21 protein-coding genes are annotated in these 22172 nt (G+C 60.6%); 15 read left to right on the forward strand and 6 right to left on the reverse strand.

What is annotated here, in order from left to right; all coding sequences use genetic code 11:
• Positions 1-3 precede the first annotated feature (3 nt).
• Positions 4-1500 carry a PAS domain S-box protein gene (locus NMB39_RS18440; protein ID WP_057024181.1) on the forward strand — a complete coding sequence of 499 codons (1497 nt, stop codon included), beginning with the start codon at positions 4-6 and terminating at the stop codon, positions 1498-1500.
• A 102-nt stretch (positions 1501-1602) separates the two neighbouring features.
• Positions 1603-1875: a DUF1652 domain-containing protein gene (locus tag NMB39_RS18445; protein WP_043050215.1), complete on the forward strand. Its 273-nt coding sequence runs from the start codon at positions 1603-1605 to the stop codon at positions 1873-1875.
• Positions 1876-1915: 40 nt separating this feature from the next.
• On the opposite strand, the gene NMB39_RS18450 is transcribed toward NMB39_RS18445, so the two are convergent.
• Together NMB39_RS18450 and NMB39_RS18455 are read right to left on the reverse strand one after the other, a co-directional pair.
• Positions 1916-2224, reverse strand: a complete 309-nt coding sequence (locus NMB39_RS18450) for an RcnB family protein (RefSeq protein ID WP_046071989.1) — start codon at positions 2222-2224, stop codon at positions 1916-1918.
• A 103-nt stretch (positions 2225-2327) separates the two neighbouring features.
• Positions 2328-2738 (reverse strand): nuclear transport factor 2 family protein, encoded by a 411-nt coding sequence (locus tag NMB39_RS18455; protein ID WP_494340287.1) that lies wholly within the window; start codon positions 2736-2738, stop codon positions 2328-2330.
• Here NMB39_RS18455 and NMB39_RS18460 point away from each other — a divergent pair.
• The 4 genes from NMB39_RS18460 to NMB39_RS18475 all read left to right on the forward strand — a co-directional run bounded on the left by NMB39_RS18460 (position 2737) and on the right by NMB39_RS18475 (position 7781).
• Positions 2737-3294 (forward strand): helix-turn-helix domain-containing protein, encoded by a 558-nt coding sequence (locus NMB39_RS18460; RefSeq protein WP_046071987.1) that lies wholly within the window; start codon positions 2737-2739, stop codon positions 3292-3294. The two genes, NMB39_RS18455 and NMB39_RS18460, sit on opposite strands and share 2 nt — an antisense overlap.
• An 11-nt stretch (positions 3295-3305) precedes the next feature.
• A complete protein-coding gene (locus NMB39_RS18465; protein ID WP_494340286.1) occupies positions 3306-4652 on the forward strand; it encodes a glutamine synthetase family protein in 1347 nt (448 codons plus the stop codon).
• A gap of 21 nt (positions 4653-4673) precedes the next feature.
• Entirely contained in the window at positions 4674-5774 is a 1101-nt protein-coding gene (locus NMB39_RS18470; protein ID WP_198720940.1) for a DNA alkylation repair protein, read from the forward strand.
• A gap of 147 nt (positions 5775-5921) precedes the next feature.
• Complete coding sequence (locus NMB39_RS18475) at positions 5922-7781, forward strand: DUF3857 domain-containing transglutaminase family protein (protein ID WP_494340285.1); 1860 nt, start codon at positions 5922-5924, stop codon at positions 7779-7781.
• A 133-nt stretch (positions 7782-7914) separates the two neighbouring features.
• Here NMB39_RS18475 and NMB39_RS18480 read toward each other — a convergent pair whose 3' ends face one another.
• Complete coding sequence (locus NMB39_RS18480) at positions 7915-8808, reverse strand: LysR family transcriptional regulator (protein ID WP_124356097.1); 894 nt, start codon at positions 8806-8808, stop codon at positions 7915-7917.
• Positions 8809-8937: 129 nt separating this feature from the next.
• Here NMB39_RS18480 and NMB39_RS18485 point away from each other — a divergent pair, with 129 nt between their 5' ends.
• From NMB39_RS18485 to NMB39_RS18510, 6 genes are all read left to right on the forward strand, one after another.
• Positions 8938-10584 (forward strand): GMC family oxidoreductase, encoded by a 1647-nt coding sequence (locus NMB39_RS18485; protein ID WP_494340284.1) that lies wholly within the window; start codon positions 8938-8940, stop codon positions 10582-10584.
• A gap of 65 nt (positions 10585-10649) precedes the next feature.
• Positions 10650-12272, forward strand: a complete 1623-nt coding sequence (locus NMB39_RS18490; protein WP_057024188.1) for an MFS transporter — start codon at positions 10650-10652, stop codon at positions 12270-12272.
• Between the two features lie 239 nt (positions 12273-12511).
• Positions 12512-14461 (forward strand): DNA topoisomerase III, encoded by a 1950-nt coding sequence (locus NMB39_RS18495; protein ID WP_494340283.1) that lies wholly within the window; start codon positions 12512-12514, stop codon positions 14459-14461.
• 129 nt (positions 14462-14590) lie between these two features.
• A complete protein-coding gene (locus NMB39_RS18500) occupies positions 14591-15031 on the forward strand; it encodes a CBS domain-containing protein (RefSeq protein ID WP_003190337.1) in 441 nt (146 codons plus the stop codon).
• 8 nt (positions 15032-15039) lie between these two features.
• On the forward strand, positions 15040-15903 hold the full coding sequence (locus NMB39_RS18505) for an NAD-dependent protein deacetylase (protein ID WP_494340282.1): 864 nt from the start codon (positions 15040-15042) through the stop codon (positions 15901-15903).
• Between the two features lie 440 nt (positions 15904-16343).
• The gene (locus NMB39_RS18510) at positions 16344-16673 is read left to right on the forward strand and encodes a hypothetical protein (RefSeq protein WP_046071979.1); all 330 of its coding nucleotides are present in this window, start codon (positions 16344-16346) and stop codon (positions 16671-16673) included.
• A 63-nt stretch (positions 16674-16736) separates the two neighbouring features.
• Here NMB39_RS18510 and NMB39_RS18515 read toward each other — a convergent pair whose 3' ends face one another.
• Entirely contained in the window at positions 16737-17639 is a 903-nt protein-coding gene (locus NMB39_RS18515; RefSeq protein WP_056846096.1) for a LysR family transcriptional regulator, read from the reverse strand.
• A gap of 133 nt (positions 17640-17772) precedes the next feature.
• Between NMB39_RS18515 and NMB39_RS18520 the strand changes: the two genes are divergently transcribed.
• Genes NMB39_RS18520 through NMB39_RS18530 form a run of 3 tightly spaced genes read left to right on the forward strand, consistent with a single transcriptional unit; the run spans position 17773 to position 20355 of the window.
• On the forward strand, positions 17773-18471 hold the full coding sequence (locus NMB39_RS18520; protein ID WP_010211319.1) for a CoA transferase subunit A: 699 nt from the start codon (positions 17773-17775) through the stop codon (positions 18469-18471).
• A gap of 31 nt (positions 18472-18502) precedes the next feature.
• The gene (locus NMB39_RS18525; protein ID WP_003190327.1) at positions 18503-19162 is read left to right on the forward strand and encodes a CoA transferase subunit B; all 660 of its coding nucleotides are present in this window, start codon (positions 18503-18505) and stop codon (positions 19160-19162) included.
• Between the two features lie 11 nt (positions 19163-19173).
• On the forward strand, positions 19174-20355 hold the full coding sequence (locus NMB39_RS18530; protein ID WP_494340281.1) for an acetyl-CoA C-acetyltransferase: 1182 nt from the start codon (positions 19174-19176) through the stop codon (positions 20353-20355).
• A gap of 183 nt (positions 20356-20538) precedes the next feature.
• Here the strand turns inward: NMB39_RS18530 and NMB39_RS18535 are convergent, their stop codons facing one another.
• Together NMB39_RS18535 and NMB39_RS18540 are read right to left on the reverse strand one after the other, a co-directional pair.
• Positions 20539-20961: a PaaI family thioesterase gene (locus NMB39_RS18535; protein ID WP_057012203.1), complete on the reverse strand. Its 423-nt coding sequence runs from the start codon at positions 20959-20961 to the stop codon at positions 20539-20541.
• A gap of 105 nt (positions 20962-21066) precedes the next feature.
• Positions 21067-22152: a DUF1615 domain-containing protein gene (locus NMB39_RS18540; protein ID WP_057012202.1), complete on the reverse strand. Its 1086-nt coding sequence runs from the start codon at positions 22150-22152 to the stop codon at positions 21067-21069.
• Positions 22153-22172: the final 20 nt, after the last annotated feature.

The raw sequence follows: 22172 nt of genomic DNA on the forward strand, positions 1-22172 counted from the left end.
CTCATGACCCAGGATGTCCTTGCCAAAGAAACCAACCGCCGTCAATTGCAGCAGATCATTTCCGGGCTGTCCGACGGCGTGATCCTGGCCGAGGTCGACCAGACCATCCTCTGGGCCAACGAAGCGGCACTGGCCATGCATGGGGTCAATGAAGTAGAGGAGCTCGGCACCAATACCGAGGCGTACGCCAAGCGTTTTGCCCTGCGCTATCGCAACAATCATCCGTTACAACTGGACAGCTACCCCTTAAGCCGCGTCGCGACCGGTGAAGAATTCAGCGATGTGGTGGTGGAAGTCACCCCTGCTGCCGATGAAAGCCGTTGCTGGGTACATCGCTTACGCAGCCTGGTGCTGACCGACTCCAAGGGCGAGCCGGAGCTGCTGGTGTTGATCCTCAGCGACGCCACCGAATGGGCCAGCGCCGAGCAGCGCTTCGAGAAAACCTTCAACGCCAATCCGGCGCCCGCAGTGATCTGCCGCCTCAGCGACCTGCGCTACATCAAGGTCAACCAGGGTTTTCTGGAGATGACCGGCTACAACCGCGACCAGGTCATCGGCAAGTCCGTGTATGAACTGGATGTGCTGGAACAGGCCGAGCGCAAGGACCTGGCCATCCAGCGCCTGGGCGAAGGCGCGACCATCCCGCAGATGCAGGCCGAGCTGAAACTGCCCGAAGGCGGCAGCAAACTGGTGATCGTCGCCGGCCAGCCGTTGGATATGAACGAGGAAGATTGCATGCTGTTTTCCTTCACCGACCTTGAGCCCCGGCGCAAAGCGGAAATTGCCCTGCGCCAGAGTGAAGAACGCTTCGCCAAGTCCTTCCGCCTGACGCCGGTACCGACCCTGGTATGCAGCGCTGACAACCGCCAGGTGGTGGATATCAACGAAGCCTTCATGAATATGACCGGCTACATCAGCGAGGAGCTGATCGGCAAGGCCATTGAAGACATCAACTTCATCGACAGCCCCCAGGCTGGCGCACAGTTGTTCGCCACCCTGGAAAAAGCCGGCAACCTCGACGGCCAGGACCTCAAGGTGCGCAAGAAAGGCAACGAGGTGATCGACTGCGTGGTGTCCGCCGACACAGTGATCATCCAGGATGTGCCCAGCTACCTTCTGGTGATGATGAACATCACCGAACGCAAACGCTCCGAACTCGAGCTGGTGGCGGCTATCGAGGAAGTGATGCAGGACGCCTCCTGGTTCAGCCAGACCTTGATCGAGAAGCTGGCCAACGCCAAAAGCGTCAACAGCCCCAACCTGCCGAACGTGGCCTTCACCGACCTGACCGCCCGTGAGCGCGATGTGCTGGGCCTGATCTGCGAGGGGCTGGCCGACAAGGAAATCGCCTCGCGCCTGAAGCTGGCGCCCAATACCGTGCGCAACCACGTGGCTACGGTGTATTCGAAGCTAGGCGTGCACAGCCGCAGCGCAGCCATCGTCTGGGCCCGTGAACGCGGGCTTTTTGCCGGGGAACTGCGCCTTAAAAACAAGTCCTGAGCATGCAAATGCACTAGTTCAACTAGTGCGAATTCGCCTTATTGAGCGGGTAAGCAGGCAATAACCTTTTAGGGATCGTATTTATGCCCTGAAGGAACCCGCATGTTTACCCTCTCCCAACTGCGCAACTGCATCGAAGAAGGCCTGTCACCGCTGACGTGCGAATTCACCCTGTGCCGGGATGCGTCATTGACCCTCAAGGTCTACGACGCCGAGACCGGCCGGGTCGACCTGGTGGTCACCGGCATCAGCACTAACCGCCTGCAGACTCCACAAGAAGTGGAAAAGATGGTGGATGAGCTGCGTTACGAGCTGCAGAGCAACAACGTTGGCAAGCTCACCCTCGATGATTTGCCTTCATCGACGCGGCAATAAACAGAACACCTGCAAAGCAGCAAGTGGTGGTGATGCGGGATTATTTCTTCACCGGGGTGATCTCAAGGATCGTGCCGTTGGTGGTCTTGAGCAGCACGAACTTGTCGCCTACCCGCGCCCACTGATTATCATCCCCCGGAGCCTTCAGACCGCGTTTTTTCCAATCGCTGACCGCCGACTCCTTGCGCATCAGCATATCCGGCGCGCGGTCACCTTCTTTCAGGTCCCGGGCATTGATATTTGAAGGTTGCACGGTTTCCTGAGGGGTATCACCGGCCTGCACGACAAAGCTGGCGGTGGACAGGCCGGCGGCGACCAGCAGGCAGGCGGCTAGGGTTTTAGACTTCATGGGTGCTCCTTCAATTAATGGTGCGTACCCAGTGTCCGACCGCAACGACGCAGAATCATTCAGCCTGCCTACCTTGCAGCAAGCTCCTACCACAAGGTAGTAGTCACTGCGCAGGTGTGCCTTGGTGAAACACCATCCGCCACTGCCCTCGCTCTTCGCGCCATACCGAACTGCGCAATGAATCGCCCACGCCTTGCCGATGACCGCGATAGGTCACCAGTGCCACGTTGGCGCTGAGCATTTTCAGCGCAAATTCAGTCATACGTCGCTCGGAAAACACCTCATCCTGCAACCCGGCAATCACCTCGGCCTTGCTGCCCCAGACAGCGCCACTGGCACCAAACTCAACAAAATCATCCGCCAGCAGTTGCCCCAGCCGGTGCGCATCCGAGCGCGTCGTACACGTCTGAAGTTCCTGTTCCAGCGCGGTTAAATGCGCCTCGAGTTCCATCACCATTGCCCCCGTGAAATTAATCCTGTAATTTTTCATGAAATTATCCAATACAAATTTCATGACCCCACAAGAAGAACTCGCCACCCTCGCAGCGCTGATCCACGACCTGCGCAAGCACAAGAAGCTCACCCTGGCCCAACTCGCGCAAAAAATCGAGCGGTCGGTGGGTTTCCTGTCCCAGGTCGAACGCGGCTTGTCGCGCCCAACCGTGGCCGACTTGACCGCTATCAGCCACGCACTTGATGTGCCCACCACCTATTTCTACAGCCTGCCCAAACCCAAGGCCGTGGACTGGGTCACCCGCCCCAACGAGCGGCGCACGGTGTATTACGCCAATGGCATCACCGACATCCTGGTGTCGCCGAGCATGAACGGCGCGTTTTCGATGCTCGATAGCCTGCTGGCTCCCGGTGCCAATAGCGGTGAACAAAGCATGAGCGACCGCGCCGAACAGGCCGGCTTTGTGCTGGAGGGCGAACTGACCCTGTGGGTGGACGGTGAGGCCGACCCGGTCACCCTCGGCCCCGGCGACAGCTTCCACCTGGCCAGTTTCGCCCACTGTCGCTACGCCAACCTGACCGACCTGCCCGCCCGCGTCCTGTGGGTCTACAACTAGGAGCTGCACCCGTGAAAAGCCATTCCTCCACGTTGCTGGCCGAAGTACGGACCTTTCGCCAGAACCACCCCGACGTGCGCTATGTCGACCTGATCGCCCTGGACATCCCCGGGCATTTCTACGGCAAGCGCTACCCGGTGGAGATGCTTGAAAAAGTCGCCGCCGGCAGCCCATTGAAGTTGCCGCAGAATGCCGTGTTACTGGGGGCCCAGGGTGGGTTGTTCAAGATCGGCGACTACTGCTTCAACGACGGGGACCCGGACGCCAATCGGCGACTGGTGCCCGGTACGCTCAAGCCGGTGAGTTGGGAAGCGCAGCCGCTGGGGCAGATGCTCATCACCTCGGACGGCACCGAGGCACCGATTGAATTCGAACCCCGCGAAGTTCTGGCCAAGGTATTGGAACGCTTGCAGCACAAGGGCATTCACCCGGTGGTGGCGTTTGAACTGGAGTTCTATCTGTTCGATAAAAAGCTCGAAAACGGCCTGCCGCAATTTGCCCGTGACCCGCTGAGCGATGATGCCGATGACCAGCCCAATCTGCATATCGAACGGCTCTCGCGTTTCAGCGAAGTGCTTGACGACATGGCGCAGACCGCCAAGGCCCAGGGCATCGACATCACGGTGATCACCGCCGAAATCGGCCCTGGCCAGTTCGAAATCAATTTCGGCCACTGCGACGACGGCCTGCGCGCCGCTGATTGGGCCGCCCTGTTCTGCCGCAGCACCCGTGGCGTGGCGCTCAAGCACGGTTACCGCGCCAGCTTCATGGCCAAACCCTACCTGCAATTTCCCGGCAGCGGCATGCATGTGCATGTCAGCCTCTACGACGCGGCGGGCAATAACCTGCTCGCGGCTCATCAGCAGCAGGCGCTGCGCCATGCGGTGGCCGGTTGCCTGGAGTTGCTGCCCCACTGCATGCCGATCTTCTCGCCCAACCACAACGCCTTCCGCCGCCTGGGTGGCACAGTCAACGCCGCGACACGTGCCAGTTGGGGCTTTGAAGACCGTGACGCCTGCGTGCGCATCCCCGAGTCCGACCCGCGTAACCTGCGCATCGAACACCGCCTGGCCAGCGCCGATGCCAACCCGTACCTGGTACTGGCGGCGATCCTGGTGGGGCTCGAACACGGACTCGAAACCAAGCGTGAGCCCATAGCGCCGCTGAATGAGGACCGCAGCAGCGGCACCGACTTCCCGGTGGAAATGCTCGACGCCGTACGCGCCATGCAGCAGCAACCGATAGTGCGCGATAAGCTGGGCGCGGAATTTGTCGATGTGTATTGCGAAAACAAACGCCAGGATCACCTGGCTTTTCAGCAGGAAATTCATGCGCGGGAATACCGCTGGTTTCTCTGACTCAACCCCATGGAAGCACCGATGACCGACCAAAGCGCCCCGGCCCTCAAGGAACTCTTCAACGTCGAACGCCTGCAACACATCGCCACCGAGATGAGCGCGGTGTACCCGGCATTCGATGCCAGGGGCTTTCTCACGCACGCCACAGCCGGGCTGGACGAGTTATCGGTGATGCAACGCATGGCGCGGGTCAGCGAGAGCCTGCACGCGGTGATCCCTCTGGATTACGCGCAAACCCTCAAGCACCTTTATGCCCTGGCGCCGCGCATCAACAGCGGCTTTGTCAGTCTGTTTTTGCCGCATTACGTGGCGAGCTATGGCCTGGGTGATTTCAAGCGCTCCATGGCCGCGTTGAAATTTTTCACCACCTTTGGCTCCTCCGAGTTCGCCATTCGCCACTTCTTGCTGCATGACTTCGAGCGCACGTTGACGGTGATGCAGCAATGGTCGCTGGAGGCCAACGAACACGTACGCCGCCTGGCCAGCGAAGGCTCTCGCCCTCGCCTGCCATGGTCGTTTCGCCTGGCCAACGTGCAAGCCAATCCCGAGCTGTGCGCGTCGATCCTGGATAACCTCAAGGCCGACAGCAGCCTCTATGTGCGCAAGTCGGTGGCCAACCACCTCAATGACATCACCAAGGACCATCCAGGCTGGGTGCTCAGCCTGATCGAAGGCTGGGACCTGAATAACCCGCACACTGCCTGGATCGCCCGCCATGCGTTGCGCAGCCTGATCAAGCAAGGCAACACCCGCGCACTGACGATCATGGGTGCCGGGGCCAAGGCCGAGGTGACCATTGACCAATTGAGCATCACCCCGGCGGCGATTCGCCTGGGCGAGCGGATCAACCTGTCTTTCAACCTGACATCCACCGCTCCCCAAGCGCAAAAACTGGTGGTGGACTACGCCATCGATTACATAAAGAGCGCCGGCCATAGCGCGTCCAAAGTGTTCAAGCTCAAAGCTTTTACCCTGGGCGCAGGCGCACGGCAGCGTATCAACCGCGAGCAGCACATCCGCGAATTGACCACGCGCAAGCACTATCCCGGCACGCACCGGGTGCACGTGTTGGTCAACGGCGAGCGCCTCGCCAGCGCGCAATTCGAACTGCTAAAACCTTGACCTGAATCAAACAAAAGGCTCTAGCACGGGCCTTTCAGCCGGATAAATTGTCGAACAATCCTGGCTTTCGTCGTTGAGACCCATTATCATCCGGCGCCTTCTCGCTACCCGCAGGGTAGTTGTTTCAATGTGTCACCCGAGGCGCCCATGTACCGTTTTTCGTTTCACCGCCCTTTGATTGCGATCAGCCTGGGGCTGGTCAGCCATTCTGTTTGTGCTGCACTGCAACCCATGGCCGAAGCTCCGCTGGCCAGCGACACCGAGCTGCACTGCCACTTCAACCGCGACGCCAGCACCGACTGCACCACCACCGAGCACTACACCATCCTCAAACCCAGCGGCCGCGAAATGCTCTCGCGTATCGACTTCGATTACTCCGAAGGTGACACCTTTAAAGTGATCAGCGCGCAGTCCACACAGCCCGGCGCCAAGCCGGTGGCCCTGGCCGATACGCAAATCGACACACGCACCGCGCCCAACCCGGACCAGGGCTTCAGCCGCGACAAGCAAACCTCCCTGGCCTTCCCCAACCTGCGGGTGGGCACACAGATCCGCTACACCGTACGCGAGCACTACCCAGCCAAGCCGCTGGTGACCCAGTTCCACTATGTGCTCAAGTTCGGCCCCGGCGCGGCCCGCCGCGATCGCTTCAAGGCGCGCTTCACCGCCGAACGGCCGATCCAGTGGCGCAGTGAAATGTTCGAGGGTTTCAAGGTCACTCCTTCGAGCAACGGCAAGACCCTGGATGTGGTGCTCAAAGCGCCGATCTACGTCAACTACATCAATGAATCTTCCGCCGCCGCATTGCTGCGAATCCCACGCCTGGAAGTGGGCAGCGCGGTGGAGCGCCAAGCCTACTTCGGTGATTTAGCCCAGCGCTACAACCAGATCCTCGGTGCCAGCCTGCCGGCGCAAGCCGCCACCGCCGTGACCGCCGCACGCAGCCTGGCGCCGGCCGAACAAGTGGCTGCGCTGATGCAGCACATCAATGATCACTACCGCTACCTGGGTGACTGGCGCGCCACCGAGCGTGGCTACGTGCCATTTAGCCTGGCGGAAATCGAGCAGCACGGTTACGGCGACTGCAAAGACCTGGCAACCCTGCTGACCGCCATGCTCAAGGCCAGTGGCATCAAGGCCGAAACCGCGTGGGTAAGCCGTGGGGATGTGGCAGCCGCTTTGCTGATCCCAGGCCCGCAGGCGCCAAACCACGCCATCGTGCGTGCCGAAGTGGACGGCCAGGTGTGGTGGCTCGACCCGACCAACCCGGTCTTCGCCCCCGGCCAGACCATGCCCGACATCCAGGACCGCTGGGTACTGGTCAACGATGCCCAGGGCCAGGTGCGCGAAGAACACATCCCAGTGGAGCGCCCCGAGGTTGTGGTGCGCCTGGACAAACATGTGCAGTTCGGTAAGGAAGGCGATGGCGCAGTCGAGGCCACCGTCAACTTCAGCCGCCTGTGGCTGATGCAATTGAGCACCGCCGACCGCCAACAAGGCACCACCGCCACCGACCAGAACATCTGCGCCAACTTCGGCAATGACATCAGCGACTGCCAGATCACCCGCGAACCCACCGGGTTTGTGGTGCATGACGGTTACAGCGTCAACGCCCGCATGAACGACCAGCGCGTCCTGGAAAAACTGGCTAATGACTACGTCTACACCGACCCGTCGTTGAAAGACCGCTGGGAGGGCTACATCAACTATCGCAGTCACGGACAGCAGGCTGACCTCTACCTGGGCAACCCTGAAACCTATGACTACACCTATACACTGGCAGGCGGAAAAATGGAAAAAGCCGTCCCCGGCTGCAAGGTCCGCTCGCCATGGTACGACCTCGACCTGGATGGGAAGCTGGAGGAAGGTTCGCTGCGCTATCACTATCGCCTGAGCCAGAAAAAACGTTGGCTGACCCATGCGGAAGTAGCCAGTGACACGTTCGGCAAGATGATTGAAGAGGCTCGGGCCTGTGCCGAGCAGGTGCATCAAGTCGTGAAGCTCTAAGATCTCTCTGGAATTACGCAACCCAAATGTGGGAGGGGGCTTGCCCCCGATAGCAGTGGTTCAGTCACAGCTGCATTGACTGATACACCGCCATCGGGGGCAAGCCCCCTCCCACATTTTGCTCCCCGTTCCGTCAGTCGGATTCGCCGAGCAGCAAACCCTGCTCCCGGGCACACAACTCCACCACATAATCCCACAACACCCGCAACCGCACCGACTTGTGCAGCTCCCGGCGCGAGCTGATCCAGTAGCTGCGCTGGATGCTCTCTCCCGGCAGCAACGGCACCAAGTCCGCGTCGCCAGCCGCCATGAAGCACGGCAGCACGGCAATGCCCAACCCCGAACGCGCCGCCTGGTGCTGGGCAATCACGCTGGTGCTGTGGAACACCACCTTGGGGTTACGGCAGAAGCTGCTGAGAAATTTCAGTTCCTGGCTGAACAGCAAATCATCCACGTAATCGATCCAGGCATGGGCCGCGAGGTCTTCGCGTTTTTCGATGGGTGGGTTGCGCGCAAGGTAAGCGCGGCTGGCATATAGCGCGAGGCGGTAGTCGGTGAGTTTGCGCGTCACCAGTTGATCGACGCTGGGGCGTTCCAGGTGGATGCTGATCTCCGCTTCGCGGTTGAGGATGCTGACAAAGCGCGGCACCGCGACCAGCTCCACTTCCAAGCCCGGGTAGCGTTCGAACAATCCCCCCATGCGGCTCGCAAGGAACATCACGCCCAGGCCTTCGGCGACACCGAGGCGGATCTTGCCCAGGGGCGCAGCGGCGTGGGTAAGTTCGTCTTCGGCCAGCAGCGCCAGGTTTTCCATGGCTTCGGCATGCTTGAGCAGCGCTTCGCCGGAAGGCGTCAGCTCATAGCCCTGGGCATGTTGCACGAACAACGCAGTGCCGAGGCTTTTTTCGATGGCCTCGATATGCCGGGCCACGGTGGCATGCGTGGTCTTCAAGCGTTGCGCGGCGGTGAGCAGGCGGCCACTGCGCTGCAACTCGAGAAAAAACCGCAGGTCATTCCAGTCGAACATGTCGCCTCCCTTGCCTGAACCCCGCCGACGCTGTTTAAAAACGCACAGCAGCTGGGTAAAAACTAACATTTTTAAGACGAAAACTAACAACTAGGATGGGGGCAATAAGAAAAACAAGCGAGACCCCAGATGCCCATTGCAACTGCTGAATACGATTACATCGTGGTCGGCGCCGGCCCCGCCGGTTGCCTGCTGGCCAATCGTCTGTCCGCCAACCCCGCCCACCGCGTCCTGCTACTGGAAGCCGGTGGCCGCGACAATTACCCCTGGATACACATTCCCGTCGGTTACCTGTTCTGCATTGGTAACCCGCGTACCGACTGGTGCTTCAAGACCGAAGCCCAGGCCGGCCTGCAAGGTCGCGCCTTGAGTTACCCGAGGGGCAAGGTGCTGGGCGGCTGCTCGTCGATCAACGGCATGATCTACATGCGCGGCCAGGCCCAGGACTACGACGGCTGGGCGGCAGAAGGCAATCCGGGTTGGGCCTGGAAAGACGTACTGCCGTTGTTCAAGCACAGCGAAAACCACTTTGCCGGCGGTTCTGAATTCCACAGCGATGGCGGCGAGTGGCGTGTCGAACAACAGCGCCTGTCGTGGCCGATCCTCGATGCGTTTCGTGAAGCGGCAGCCCAGAGCGGTATCGCTAATACCAGTGACTTCAACCAGGGCGATAACGAAGGTTGCGGCTACTTCCAGGTCAATCAAAAGGCCGGTGTGCGCTGGAATGCGGCCAAGGCATTTCTCAAGCCAGTCCGCCAGCGGCCCAACCTGACCGTGCTGACTGACGTGGAAGTTGACCGGGTGCTGCTGGAAAACGGCCGCGCCTCCCAGGTGGTCGGGCGCCAACACGGCCAGCAGCTAAGCTGGAAAGCGCGCAAGGAAATCGTGCTGTGCGCTGGTGCCGTTGGCTCGCCGGGCATCCTGCAGCGCTCCGGCATCGGCCCTTCCCATGTGCTCAAGCCGCTGGGCATTGAGGTACTGCATGAACTGCCTGGGGTCGGCGGCAACCTGCAGGATCACCTGCAATTGCGACTGATCTACAAGCTGGAAAACGCCCGCACCCTCAACCAGATTGCCGGCACGCTGTGGGGCAAAATGGGCATGGGCCTGCGCTACCTGTATGACCGCAGCGGCCCGCTGTCGATGGCACCGAGCCAACTGGGCGCGTTTGCTCGCTCCGGTCCGGAGCAGACCTCGGCCAACCTTGAATACCACGTGCAGCCGCTGTCCCTGGAGCGCTTTGGCGAGCCGTTGCATGGCTTCCCGGCGTTTACCGCATCGGTCTGCGACTTGCGCCCGCAAAGCCGCGGCCGCGTGGATATTCGCTCGGCCAATCCGGCGGATGCGCCGCTGATACAACCCAATTACCTCAGCCATCCCGAGGACCTGCGCGTGGCCGCCGACGCCATCCGCCTGACCCGACGCATCGTCGCCGCACCGGCCCTGAGCCAGTTCAAACCGGTGGAATACCTGCCCGGCGACGCGCTGCAAACCGAAGAGCAACTGCACGAAGCCGCTGCCCGTATCGGTACTACCATCTTCCATCCGGTTGGCACCTGCCGCATGGGCAATGACCAGAACGCCGTGGTCGATAGCCAACTGCGTGTGCATGGCATTCCCGGCCTGCGCGTTGCCGATGCGTCGATCATGCCGCGCATCACCTCCGGCAATACCTGCTCACCCACGCTGATGATCGCGGAGAAGGCCGCGCAGCTGATCCTTTCACCGACTACAAGGAGCCTCGTCGCGCAGAAAGAACTGGTTCATGCAATCTGAATAGCGGCGTCAAACCTGGCGCCGACAGTGGAACAACAATAAATAATCACTGTGAGGGACACCCGATGTCAGAACATGCTCAACCCCTGGGCTCGGCGGCCAGAGCAAGCACCGCCAACGAATCAAGAAAGGTCATTTTCGCCTCGTCCCTGGGGACGGTGTTCGAGTGGTATGACTTTTTCCTCTATGGCGCCCTGGCGGCGGTGATCAGCAAACAGTTCTTTGCCGGGGTCAACGACACCACGGCGTTTATCTTCGCCTTGATGGCCTTTGCCGCCGGTTTTGTGGTGCGGCCGTTCGGTGCGTTGGTGTTCGGCCGCCTGGGCGACATGATCGGGCGCAAGTACACCTTCCTCGTCACCATCATCCTGATGGGCGTGGCGACCTTCTGCGTCGGGCTGTTACCCACCTACGCCAGCATCGGTATCGCCGCGCCGATCATCCTGATCGTGCTGCGCATGCTGCAAGGCCTGGCTCTGGGCGGCGAATACGGTGGTGCGGCCACCTACGTGGCCGAGCATGCACCGCCGGGCAAGCGCGGGCTGCATACCAGCTGGATTCAATCCACCGCCACCCTCGGCCTGTTGCTGTCGTTGCTGGTGGTGCTGGCCTGCCGTTATTTCACGGGCGATCAGTTCGAAGTGTGGGGCTGGCGCATTCCGTTCCTGTTTTCCATCGTGCTGCTGGGCATCTCGACCTGGATCCGCATGAGCCTGCACGAGTCGCCGGCCTTCTTGAAAATGAAAGAGCAAGGCAAGGCCAGCAAGGCGCCGATCCGCGAGTCGTTCGGTAAATGGGAAAACCTCAAGGTGGTGCTGATCGCGCTGTTCAGCATTAACGGCGGCCAGGCCGTGACCTTTTACGCGGCGCAGTTCTACGTGCTGTTCTTTCTGACCCAGTTCCTGAAGATGGACCCGGCCCTGGCCAATATGCTGTTGATCATCAGCGTGGTGATTGGAGCGCCGTTCTTTATCCTGTTTGGCTGGCTGTCAGACAAAGTCGGGCGCAAACCGGTGCTGATGCTTGGCCTGCTGTTGGCGACCGCGCTGTACTTCCCGATCTTCAAGGGCCTGGCGCACTACACCAACCCGGCGATGGACCAGGCCAGCCGTCAAGCCCCGATTACTGTATTGGCCGACCCGGCCACCTGCACCTTCCAGTTCGACCCGGTGGGCAAGGCTCGTTTTGACAGCCCGTGCGACAAGGTCAAGACCTTTCTGGTCAAACAGGGCCTGCCCTACAGCAGTGCTGCCGCCCCGGCGGGCAGCCCGGTGCAAGTGAGCGTGGGCGATGTGCGCATCGACGGCTTTGATGAGGCGGCCCTGCGTGGCGCCGTGGCCCTGGCCGGCTACCCGACATCGGCCGATGTGGCCCAGGTCAACAAGGTCATGGTGGTGGTGCTGATCGTGGTGCTGATCCTGATCGCGGCCATGTGCTACGGGCCATTGGCGGCGCTGATGGTGGAGCTGTTTCCAACACGCATCCGCTACACCTCGATGTCCCTGCCCTACCATATCGGCAACGGCTGGTTTGGCGGGTTCCTGCCGACGGTGTCGTTTGCCCTGGTGGTGTACACCGGCGATATCTTCTATGGCCTGTGGTACCCGGTGGTGGTGACAGGGGTGAGCCTGGTTGTCGGGTTGTTCTGCCTTAAAGAAACCCGGCATGTGGATATCGACAATAACTGAGTTCGCTTGAACACTGGAGATCCCCTGTAGGAGGGGCGGTGCGACGATTCGACTTGCTCCCGATAGCAGTGGTTCAGTCAATATCTTCATGGCTGACACACCGCAATCGGGAGCAAGCCCCTCCCACATTCGGTTGTTGTTGCTCACACATATTGCTGTACATCCATACAGATAATGGTTGCTCAAATCCCCCTGACTGAGCATCCTGCAAGGCATCAATCCAATCTGATGGGATGACCATGCGGCTGTACCTCTGTGAAAAACCCTCCCAGGCCAAGGATATCGCGGCCGTGCTCGGCGCCAGCCGCCGCAGCGACGGTTGCTGGCTGGGCAATGGGGTCACCGTCACCTGGTGCATCGGCCACCTGCTGGAAACCGCTCCGCCTGACGCCTACGACGCCAAGTACAAGCGCTGGGTGCTGGCCGACCTGCCGATCGTGCCGGAAAAATGGAAGATGCTGGTCAAGCCCAAGACCGCCAGCCAATACAAGGCCGTCAAGCGCTTGCTGGGGGAAGCCCAGGAGTTGGTAATTGCTACCGATGCCGACCGCGAAGGCGAGATGATCGCCCGCGAACTGGTGGAGCATTGCCGCTATCGCGGGCCGATCCAGCGCTTGTGGCTGTCGGCACTGGACGACGCCTCCATTCGCAAGGCCTTGGCTGCGCTCAAGCCCGGAGCCGAAACCTTCAGCCTGTATCATTCGGCGCTGGGCCGCTCCCGAGCCGACTGGCTGATCGGCATGAACATGAGCCGCCTGTTTACCTTGCTGGGGCGCCAATCCGGTTACCAGGGCGTATTGCCGGTAGGCCGGGTGCAGACCCCGACCCTGCGCCTGGTAGTGGACCGCGACCGCAGCATCGCCGATTTCGTGCCGGTGGCTTATTGGGCCATCGATGTCGACCTGCGCCACGAGCGCATGACCTTCACTGCCCAGTGGCGCGCCCATGACGATGCCTGCGACGATCAGGGCCGCTGCCTTAACCCGCAATTGGCGCGGGACGCCGCCGGCGCCATGCTTAACGCCGCCACTGCGCGGCTGGTGAAGCTGCGCACCGAACGCATGCGCGAAGTGGCGCCCCTGCCCTTCGACCTCGGCACGCTGCAGGAAATCTGCTCGAAGAAGCTCGGCCTCGGCGCTCAGGAAACCCTGGATATCGCCCAGTCCCTCTACGAAACCCATAAGGTCATCACCTACCCGCGCAGCGATTGCGGCTACCTGCCGCTGAGCCAGCACAGTGAAGCACCGAAGATTCTCGCGGCCCTGGGCCGTGCGGATGCGGCAGTCAACGAGCTGATGCCGCATATCGACCCCCAGCGCCGCTCGCGGGCCTGGAACGACGCCAAGGTCAGCGCCCACCACGGCATCATCCCCACTGGGGCGGGTAAGGATTTAAGCCAACTGACCGGCAAGCACCGTGCGGTCTATACCCTGATACGTGCGCGCTACCTGGCGCAGTTCCTGCCCAACCATGAATATGACCGCACCCAGGCGGACTTCGACTGTGCGGGCCAGGCATTGCGCGCGGTAGGCAAAGTCATTATCGAGCCAGGCTGGAAACGCGCATTGCCCGAAGCCCTGGCCCCCGCCAAAGGCCGTGAAGCACCCGCGCCACAGGCCTTGCCGACGCTGGTGCAGGGCCAGGACTACGCCGTAGCCAAAGTCAATCTCAAGGACCTGTGGACCCAACCGCCCAAACCCTTTACCGAAGGCGACCTGATCAAGGCGATGAAAAACGTCGCCAAGCTGGTGGAAGACCCACTGCTCAAGCAAAAGCTCAAGGACACCACCGGCATCGGCACCGAAGCCACCCGCGCCGGGATCATCCAGGGCCTGCTCGACCGTGGTTACCTGGTGAAGAACGGCAAGGCCCTGTCGGCCACCCCGGCGGCATTCAGCCTGATAGACGCAGTGCCCCGCGCCATTGCCGACCCTGGTACCACCGCCATCTGGGAGCAGGCGCTGGACATGGTGCAAAGTGGCGAAATGAGCCTGGAGGAATTCGTCGCCAAGCAAGCGGCGTGGATGAGCAAGCAGGTGGCGCGCTGCAACGGCATGCGCATGACCATCACCGGCCCCGCCAGCCCCGCAGGCCGAGGCGCCACACCCTGGAAGAAAAAACGCAAGAGCGCCCCACGCAAGACGGCAGCCAGCCCCAAGCGGGCGAAAAAACCGTCAACGGCGGGGTAAAACCGGAAAAAATCCGGCAAATGACGTTTTTCGACGGGTTTAACGCCGCTTTGGGTCTTGCCCTGCCGTGGGCCGTCTAGGATTCTGTAGGGGATCTGGACTACCTACAACAACACCGGAGTGGCCGCCATGAAGACCGTCGCACAATTGCTGAAAGCCAAGGACCAAAAAAACCAGGACGTCCACACGATCAAATGGGATCACACCGTCTTTGAAGCCTTGGTCCGGATGTCGGAAAAAAACGTCGGGGCTTTGCCGGTGGTCAAGGATGACGTGGTGGTAGGCATCATCAGTGAACGTGATTACGCGCGCAAAATCATGCTCAAGGGCCTGTCGTCGGTCACCACCAAGGTCCATGAGGTGATGAGTTCGCCAGTCATAACGGTGGACACCCATAAAAGTGTCGAAGAATGCATGAACATCATGACCGACAGTCACCTGCGCCACCTGCCGGTGGTCGAAGACGGCAAACTGCTTGGCCTGCTGTCCATCGGCGACCTGGTCAAGGAAGCCATTGCCGAACAAGCAGCCTTGATCCAGCAGTTGGAGCAGTACATCCGCGGCGAATAGGGGAACCCATGCTCGACACCTTGGTACATCAGGAAGACCACCTCGACACCCTGCACAGGGCCATGGCCGGACGACACTTTGTGGTGCTGACCGGTGCAGGGATCAGCACCTCGTCGGGCATCCCTGATTACCGCGACAGTGAGGGTGTGCGCCGGGGCAAGGCCCCAATGATGTACCAGGAATTCCTCGCCACCCCAGAGGCGCGGCGCCGTTACTGGGCGCGGGCGATGCTGGGTTGGCCGCGGGTGCGCATTGCCCAGCCAAACAAGGCCCACCGGGCGCTGGCGACGCTGCAACAGCGCGAGCTGATCAGTGGGCTGATCACGCAAAACGTCGACACCCTGCATGACCAGGCCGGCAGCCACGATGTGATTGAGCTGCATGGCAGCCTGCATCGGGTGCTGTGCCTGGATTGCCAACTGCGCAGCGCACGCGATGCGATCCAGCGGCAGATGGACGTCGATAACCCTCACATGGCGCAGGTGCATGCCGTGCAAGCGCCGGATGGCGACAGCTTGCTCGACACCGCGTTCGAACAGCGCTTCCAGGTGCCCCGCTGCCCCCATTGCAATGGCGAACGTCTCAAACCTGACGTGGTGTTCTTTGGCGAGAACGTCGCACCGGCGACGGCGCTCAAGGCGATGAGTGCGGTAGACCATGCTGACGGTTTGCTGGTGGTGGGGTCGTCGCTGATGGCCTATTCGGCGTTCCGCTTGTGCAAGGCGATGGTCGAACGGGGTAAGCCGGTGATTGCGATCAACCTGGGCAAGACCCGAGGAGATGAGCTGCTGCAGGTTAAAATCCAGGCCTCCTGCGAGCAGCTTCTGCCGTTATTGGTCGACCGGCTCCAGACCCACACCGCCAAAAAATGACGCCCAAGTCACGTTTTCCCGCATTCTCCCGCCCCCACAACGATTTATGTAGTGATCAAAAATAATCACTACATAACCGTTGACGTAAGCTTTTTGTCCTTGCATGATCTAGACGTCTCCCGGATCGGGAGCGTGGGTAACACGCGTTTTGAACAGGCTCGTCTGACCGCCGAGCTGTTTTTCCGGATGTGCACTGCCCACAAGGCGGATTGATGAAGCTGACCAGCCCCGAGAGGGACAGGTACAAGGAGCCTAAACGCTGCTTGTCTTCGTTATGAAAGCATTGCGTAGCAGTTCATCAGCAAGACTACATGCATCAGGCTCAAGACCCTGCCCGTATTCGGCAGACCGTCACTGACGCCCGGTTTTCCGAACCGGAGACAACTAAAGAGTTTTAACGAATCAACTGATAGATCGCCAACTGGTCAAGGGGCTTACACATGAATCTGAACAACCAACCAACTATCGATGAATTGGCTGAGATGTTCGCAGCGCAGAAAGACACACTCGACGACCATATCCTGTGGATTGGCAAATCGGGCGAAGTGCAAATTGACTGCCTGGCTCCCAACACCAAAGAGGCCGAGTTCGACCGCAATAACCGTGAGCTGGCGGCGCGCCTGAAGATGTATCGCCGGGGCCAGGGTTATGTCGGCAAGAAAGCTGCGGCCGACCGCAATTTTATCGAGCAGGTGTTCGATACCCTTAACAATGCCTGGGCATCTTTCAAGGATAACTCGCAGGTTAAAGTGATCGATCGCTACTACTAATAAGCATCACTCGATCAAGTATGGGAGTTGGCTTGCCAACTCCCATACTTTTTTGTGAGTTGTTCAAAAAGTTGGAAACCTGCCCTTCCCCGCTTCATCGCAAAAGATATCAAACAATACTTGGGCCGCCGCCGATAGTTCATGCCCGGGCTTGGTCAATACTCCTATCGGCCGCTCGATCACCGGGCCGCTCAAGGTAATGCAATGTGCCCCCGCTTCCTCCATTTGCCGCGCACATAACGCAGGCACAGCACTGACCCCCAAGCCACTGGCAACCATCTTGCCCACCGTTGCCAGTTGATGGCTTTCCAGCGCCACGGGCAGCTTCATTTGCAAAGCACCCAAGTGATCTTCCAGCATCACCCGCACTGTAGATGGCCGCTGCAAGGTAATGAACGGATGCTCCAACAGGGTTTTCCAGTCGATTTCAGCGCATTGCGCCAAGGGCGAATCTCCCGGCACCACGGCAATAAAGCGGTCCAGGTACAGCGGCGTGAAGGCCAACGATGAACCTTCGGACGGCTCGAATGCCACGCCCAGCTCGACCTGGCGATCACGCACCATCTCCAGCACTTGCTCATTGATCAGGTCATGCACCGTCACATTCACCTGGGGGTAACGGGCGCGGAATATCTTCAGGATCGGCGGCAACAAGTTGCCGGCGAACGATGGCATCGCCGCTACCGTTACCCGCCCGCGTTGCAGCGTGAATCGCTGGCGCAGTTCGTCCTCGGCATTGTCCCAGTCAGCGATCAATCGACGTGCCAGGGGCAACAGCGATTCACCTTCAGGGGTTAGCGCAACATTGCGTGTGTTACGGCTGAACAAGCGTCCACCCAACCCTTCTTCCAGGCCCTTGATCGTTAAGCTGAGAGCCGATTGAGAAAGGTGCAGGCGCTCGCAGGCCGCGGCAAAGCTCAGGCTCTGGGCCACGGCGAGAAAGGCACGCATCTGTTTAACGGTCATGGGGCTGCTCCGGACGAAGGATCGACTATGCTGTTTTCTAAATCAATCAACCTTAAAAAACAACTTAACAAATCAATCCATCAGCGCAACACTCGGTTCACTGGCTGGACCACAAACAATAAAAGAGGTGCATATGGCAGGTTTCGATAAACGCGTGGCGTCCTATGAAGAAGCGCTGGCAGGTCTGGAAGATGGCATGACCGTGCTCTCCGGCGGTTTTGGCCTGTGTGGCATTCCGGAAAACCTCATCGCCGAAATCAAACGCAAAGGCACCCGCGACCTGACAGTGGTTTCCAACAACTGCGGCGTCGATGGCTTCGGCCTGGGTGTGCTGCTGGAAGAAAAGCAGATCAGCAAAGTGATCGCCTCCTATGTAGGTGAAAACGCCTTGTTCGAAAAGCAGCTGCTCAGCGGCGAAATCGAAGTGGTGCTCACTCCCCAAGGTACCCTGGCGGAAAAAATGCGCGCAGGCGGCGCCGGTATCCCGGCCTTCTTCACCGCCACCGGCGTCGGCACCCCGGTTGCCGAAGGCAAGGAAACCCGCGAATTCAATGGCCGCCCCTACTTGATGGAAGAATCCATCACCGGCGATTTTGCCATCGTCAAAGGCTGGAAGGCCGACCACTTCGGCAACGTCATCTACCGCCACACCGCCCAGAACTTCAACCCGCTGGCCGCCACCGCCGGCAAGATCACCGTGGTCGAAGTCGAGGAAATCGTCGAACCGGGCGAGCTGGACCCGGCGCAGATCCACACCCCTGGCATCTACGTCGACCGGATCATCTGCGGCACCTTCGAGAAGCGCATCGAACAGCGCACCGTCCGCAAATAATCCACGTCCAGAACAATAAGAGGAAATCACCATGGCGCTTACCCGCGAACAAATGGCTCAACGCGTCGCCCGCGAAATGCAGGACGGCTATTACGTAAACCTGGGCATCGGCATTCCGACCCTGGTGGCCAACTACATCCCCGACGGCATGGAAGTGATGCTGCAATCGGAAAACGGCCTGCTCGGCATGGGCCCGTTTCCTACCGAAGACACTATCGACGCCGACATGATCAACGCCGGCAAGCAAACCGTCACTGCACGCATCGGCGCATCGATCTTCTCCTCTGCCGAGTCCTTCGCAATGATTCGCGGCGGGCATGTCGACCTCACCGTGCTCGGCGCATTTGAGGTGGATGTGCAAGGCAACATCGCCTCGTGGATGATCCCCGGCAAGCTGGTCAAGGGCATGGGCGGCGCCATGGACCTGGTGGCTGGCGCGGAAAATATCATCGTGATCATGACCCACGCATCCAAGGACGGTGAGTCCAAATTGCTCAGCCAGTGCAGCTTGCCTCTGACCGGCGCGAACTGCATCAAGCGTGTGCTGACCGACCTTGCGTACCTGGAAATCGAAAATGGCGCTTTTGTCCTCAAGGAACGCGCACCTGGCGTCAGCGTTGAAGAGATTGTGAGCAAGACCGCCGGTAAACTGATCGTCCCGGACCACGTTCCAGAAATGCACTTCCAGTGAGGACAGATTCCATGCAAGACGTCGTGATTGTTGCTGCCACCCGCACCGCCGTGGGCAGCTTCCAAGGTTCGCTGGCGAACATCCCGGCCCCGGAACTGGGCGCTGCGGTGATCCGCCGCCTGCTGGAACAGACCGGCCTGGACCCGGCCGAAGTCGATGAAGTGATCCTCGGCCAAGTGCTCACCGCAGGTTCAGGCCAAAACCCGGCGCGCCAGGCTTCGATCCTCGCCGGCCTGCCCCATGCCGTGCCGAGCCTGACCCTGAACAAGGTCTGCGGCTCGGGCCTCAAGGCCCTGCACCTGGGCGCCCAAGCCATTCGTTGCGGCGACGCCGAGGTGATCATAGCCGGCGGCATGGAAAACATGAGCCTGGCCCCGTACGTATTGCCCGCCGCGCGCACCGGTTTGCGCATGGGCCATGCAAAGATGATCGACAGCATGATCACCGACGGCCTGTGGGATGCGTTCAACGATTACCACATGGGTATTACCGCCGAGAACCTGGTGGACAAGTACGGCATCAGCCGTGAAGCCCAAGACGCCTTCGCCGCCGCCTCCCAGCAAAAAGCCGCCGCCGCCATCGAAGCCGGGCGCTTTGCCGATGAGATCACGCCTATCCTGATTCCCCAGCGCAAAGGCGACCCGGTGGCGTTCGCGGTGGACGAACAACCCCGCGCCGGCACCACCGCCGAGTCCCTGGCCAAGCTCAAGCCTGCGTTCAAGAAAGACGGCAGCGTCACCGCCGGCAACGCTTCCAGCTTGAACGATGGCGCCGCCGCTGTGCTGCTGATGAGCGCCGATAAAGCTCGGGCCCTTGGCTTGCCGGTATTGGCGCGGATCGCCAGCTACGCCAATGCGGGCGTTGACCCGGCCATCATGGGCATCGGCCCGGTGTCGGCCACCCGCCGCTGCCTGGACAAAGCCGGCTGGCAGTTGGCTGACCTGGACCTGATCGAAGCCAACGAAGCCTTCGCTGCGCAATCCCTGGCGGTGGGCAAAGAGCTGGCATGGGACGCCGACAAGGTCAACGTCAACGGCGGTGCTATCGCCATCGGCCACCCGATTGGAGCCTCAGGTTGCCGCGTGCTGGTGACCCTGCTGCATGAAATGATCAAGCGAGATGCCAAGAAAGGCCTGGCGACGCTGTGCATCGGTGGCGGGCAAGGCGTGGCCCTGGCCCTCGAACGCATCTGACCTGTAGGAGCAATACAGAAAAGGCCTGGCTCCACGAAAAGCCAGGCCTTTTCTTTTATGGATACCCCTGAATGAACTCGGTCAAAATGTGGGAGCTGGCTTGCCTGCGATAGCGGTCTATCAGTCAAATCATTGCTAACTGACACACCGCTATCGCAGGCAAGCCAGCTCCCACATTCGATCTCATTGCCTGTCACTCTGTGGCACCGCAAACACCGCACTCGCCCGCAGCACAACCCGCTCATCCACTTGCAAACTCAGCGTGGCAAACGCCATCTGCCTCCCGCGCTTATGGCTGTCCAAGCGCACCACCATCCACTCCCCTACCTGCACGGCCCCCAGGTAATCCACGGTCATGCTGGCGGTAATCAACGGTAACGGCGGCTCACTGGAAAACGCCATGGCGTAACCCATGCCAATATCCGCCAGGGTTGCCAGCACACCGCCGTGCACCGTACCGCGCCCATTGGCGTGACGGTTATCGGCGCGCAGGCCGATTTCCAGCTGCAAGCCTTCGCCCCGGCAATACGCCGGGCCGAGCAGGTCCAGCAATGGGCTGCTGCGAGGTAATGGAACAAAACCTTGAGGAACGGTGTGGGTGGTCATGGCGGCTCTTCCCTGGAACGAGCCTTAAGATGTACGCCAAGCGTCACGCAGCCGCCATTACCATCATCCGCGCAAATTCCCCGCCATGCGTGGCGAGTTGCTGCGTCAGCGTTTCATGCAGCGCTGATAGCGCTCATCCACGCGCTTGGCGAACCATGCCGTGGTCAGGTTGCGGGTGATCTTCGGGCTCTTGAGCACAATGCCCGGCAGGATCGCCCGCGGCAGCGGCTTGCCCGCGGCCTGATCGGCCAGGGCAAAGACGCGTTTGTAGAGAGTGGTGTCTTCGAAATCCAACTGCTCGCCCTGCTCCAGCTGGCTGCGGATGCTGGGATTACGCATGTCCAGTTTTGCCCCCAGTGAGCGCACCGCCAGCTCGGTGGTACCGGGCAGCAAGGAGCCATAGCGGATCAGATCCCCGTCCAGCGCCAGCTCCTTGCCGGTGACGCGGCTGACGGCCGCCTGGAACGCCGCATTGCGGCTGGCGTACCAACCGGCATTGAAATCGGCAAAGCGGTACAGCGGCTGATCGTAGCTCACCGGGTAGCCGAGCAGATGGGCGATGCCGAAGTACATGCCACCGCGACGGGTGAAGACTTCGCGGCGAATCGTGCCGTCCACCGTGTAGGGATAACCCCGCGCCTGCTTTTGTGCGAAGTCGATACTGACCTGCATCGGGCCTGCGGTGTGCACCGGGTTGAAGCCGCCAAACAGCGTATTGCCCAGGGGCACCATGCTGATGAAGTCATCAAAGATCGCGCTCAGGTCCTTCTCGGTGCGTGCGGCATTCAAGCGGTCGGCGTAGGTCTTGCCGGTGGGCGAACGCAATTGCAATGCGCTGCGTACCACGAATGCGGGCACATGCACCTTGCCGGCACGGCGCAGGATTTCATCCTGGGCGATCTTGCCCATGCCGGGCACTGGTGGGTCGACCTGAAAGGTGGATTCCTGCTCGGTTACCGCCAGTACGGCGCAGATGTTTTCAGTGCTGGGGTAGATCTTTTGGGTGTCGAAGGCGGTGTAGATGTCCTGGGCCCAACCGTTGCGGTCCGCCACCTTGGCCGGCAGCAGGCGCACGATCTGCGCCTTCACCTCGGCTTCACTGCGCTCAGGCTGCTGCGGGCCGCGTGAAGTGGAACAACCGGCGAGCACCAGCAAAGGCATGAGGCAGAGGAGCAGACGGCTTGAATACATGGGGCTTCCTTGATGAACGA

Source organism: Pseudomonas sp. FBCC-B545, from assembly GCF_059134095.1.

Bases quoted from the DNA above. Each gene is read 5' to 3' on its own strand.
- NMB39_RS18530 (WP_494340281.1), top strand. From the start codon at position 19,174: ATGCAAGACGTCGTGATTGTTGCTGCCACCCGCACCGCCGTGGGCAGC.
- NMB39_RS18450 (WP_046071989.1), bottom strand. From the start codon at position 2,224: ATGAAGTCTAAAACCCTAGCCGCCTGCCTGCTGGTCGCCGCCGGCCTG.
- NMB39_RS18470 (WP_198720940.1), top strand. From the start codon at position 4,674: ATGACCGACCAAAGCGCCCCGGCCCTCAAGGAACTCTTCAACGTCGAA.
- NMB39_RS18440 (WP_057024181.1), top strand. From the start codon at position 4: ATGACCCAGGATGTCCTTGCCAAAGAAACCAACCGCCGTCAATTGCAG.
- NMB39_RS18510 (WP_046071979.1), top strand. From the start codon at position 16,344: ATGAATCTGAACAACCAACCAACTATCGATGAATTGGCTGAGATGTTC.
- NMB39_RS18460 (WP_046071987.1), top strand. From the start codon at position 2,737: ATGACCCCACAAGAAGAACTCGCCACCCTCGCAGCGCTGATCCACGAC.
- NMB39_RS18520 (WP_010211319.1), top strand. From the start codon at position 17,773: ATGGCAGGTTTCGATAAACGCGTGGCGTCCTATGAAGAAGCGCTGGCA.
- NMB39_RS18500 (WP_003190337.1), top strand. From the start codon at position 14,591: ATGAAGACCGTCGCACAATTGCTGAAAGCCAAGGACCAAAAAAACCAG.
- NMB39_RS18490 (WP_057024188.1), top strand. From the start codon at position 10,650: ATGTCAGAACATGCTCAACCCCTGGGCTCGGCGGCCAGAGCAAGCACC.
- NMB39_RS18525 (WP_003190327.1), top strand. From the start codon at position 18,503: ATGGCGCTTACCCGCGAACAAATGGCTCAACGCGTCGCCCGCGAAATG.
- NMB39_RS18475 (WP_494340285.1), top strand. From the start codon at position 5,922: ATGTACCGTTTTTCGTTTCACCGCCCTTTGATTGCGATCAGCCTGGGG.
- NMB39_RS18455 (WP_494340287.1), bottom strand. From the start codon at position 2,738: ATGAAATTTGTATTGGATAATTTCATGAAAAATTACAGGATTAATTTC.
- NMB39_RS18540 (WP_057012202.1), bottom strand. From the start codon at position 22,152: ATGTATTCAAGCCGTCTGCTCCTCTGCCTCATGCCTTTGCTGGTGCTC.
- NMB39_RS18485 (WP_494340284.1), top strand. From the start codon at position 8,938: ATGCCCATTGCAACTGCTGAATACGATTACATCGTGGTCGGCGCCGGC.
- NMB39_RS18445 (WP_043050215.1), top strand. From the start codon at position 1,603: ATGTTTACCCTCTCCCAACTGCGCAACTGCATCGAAGAAGGCCTGTCA.
- NMB39_RS18515 (WP_056846096.1), bottom strand. From the start codon at position 17,639: ATGACCGTTAAACAGATGCGTGCCTTTCTCGCCGTGGCCCAGAGCCTG.
- NMB39_RS18505 (WP_494340282.1), top strand. From the start codon at position 15,040: ATGCTCGACACCTTGGTACATCAGGAAGACCACCTCGACACCCTGCAC.
- NMB39_RS18495 (WP_494340283.1), top strand. From the start codon at position 12,512: ATGCGGCTGTACCTCTGTGAAAAACCCTCCCAGGCCAAGGATATCGCG.
- NMB39_RS18480 (WP_124356097.1), bottom strand. From the start codon at position 8,808: ATGTTCGACTGGAATGACCTGCGGTTTTTTCTCGAGTTGCAGCGCAGT.
- NMB39_RS18535 (WP_057012203.1), bottom strand. From the start codon at position 20,961: ATGACCACCCACACCGTTCCTCAAGGTTTTGTTCCATTACCTCGCAGC.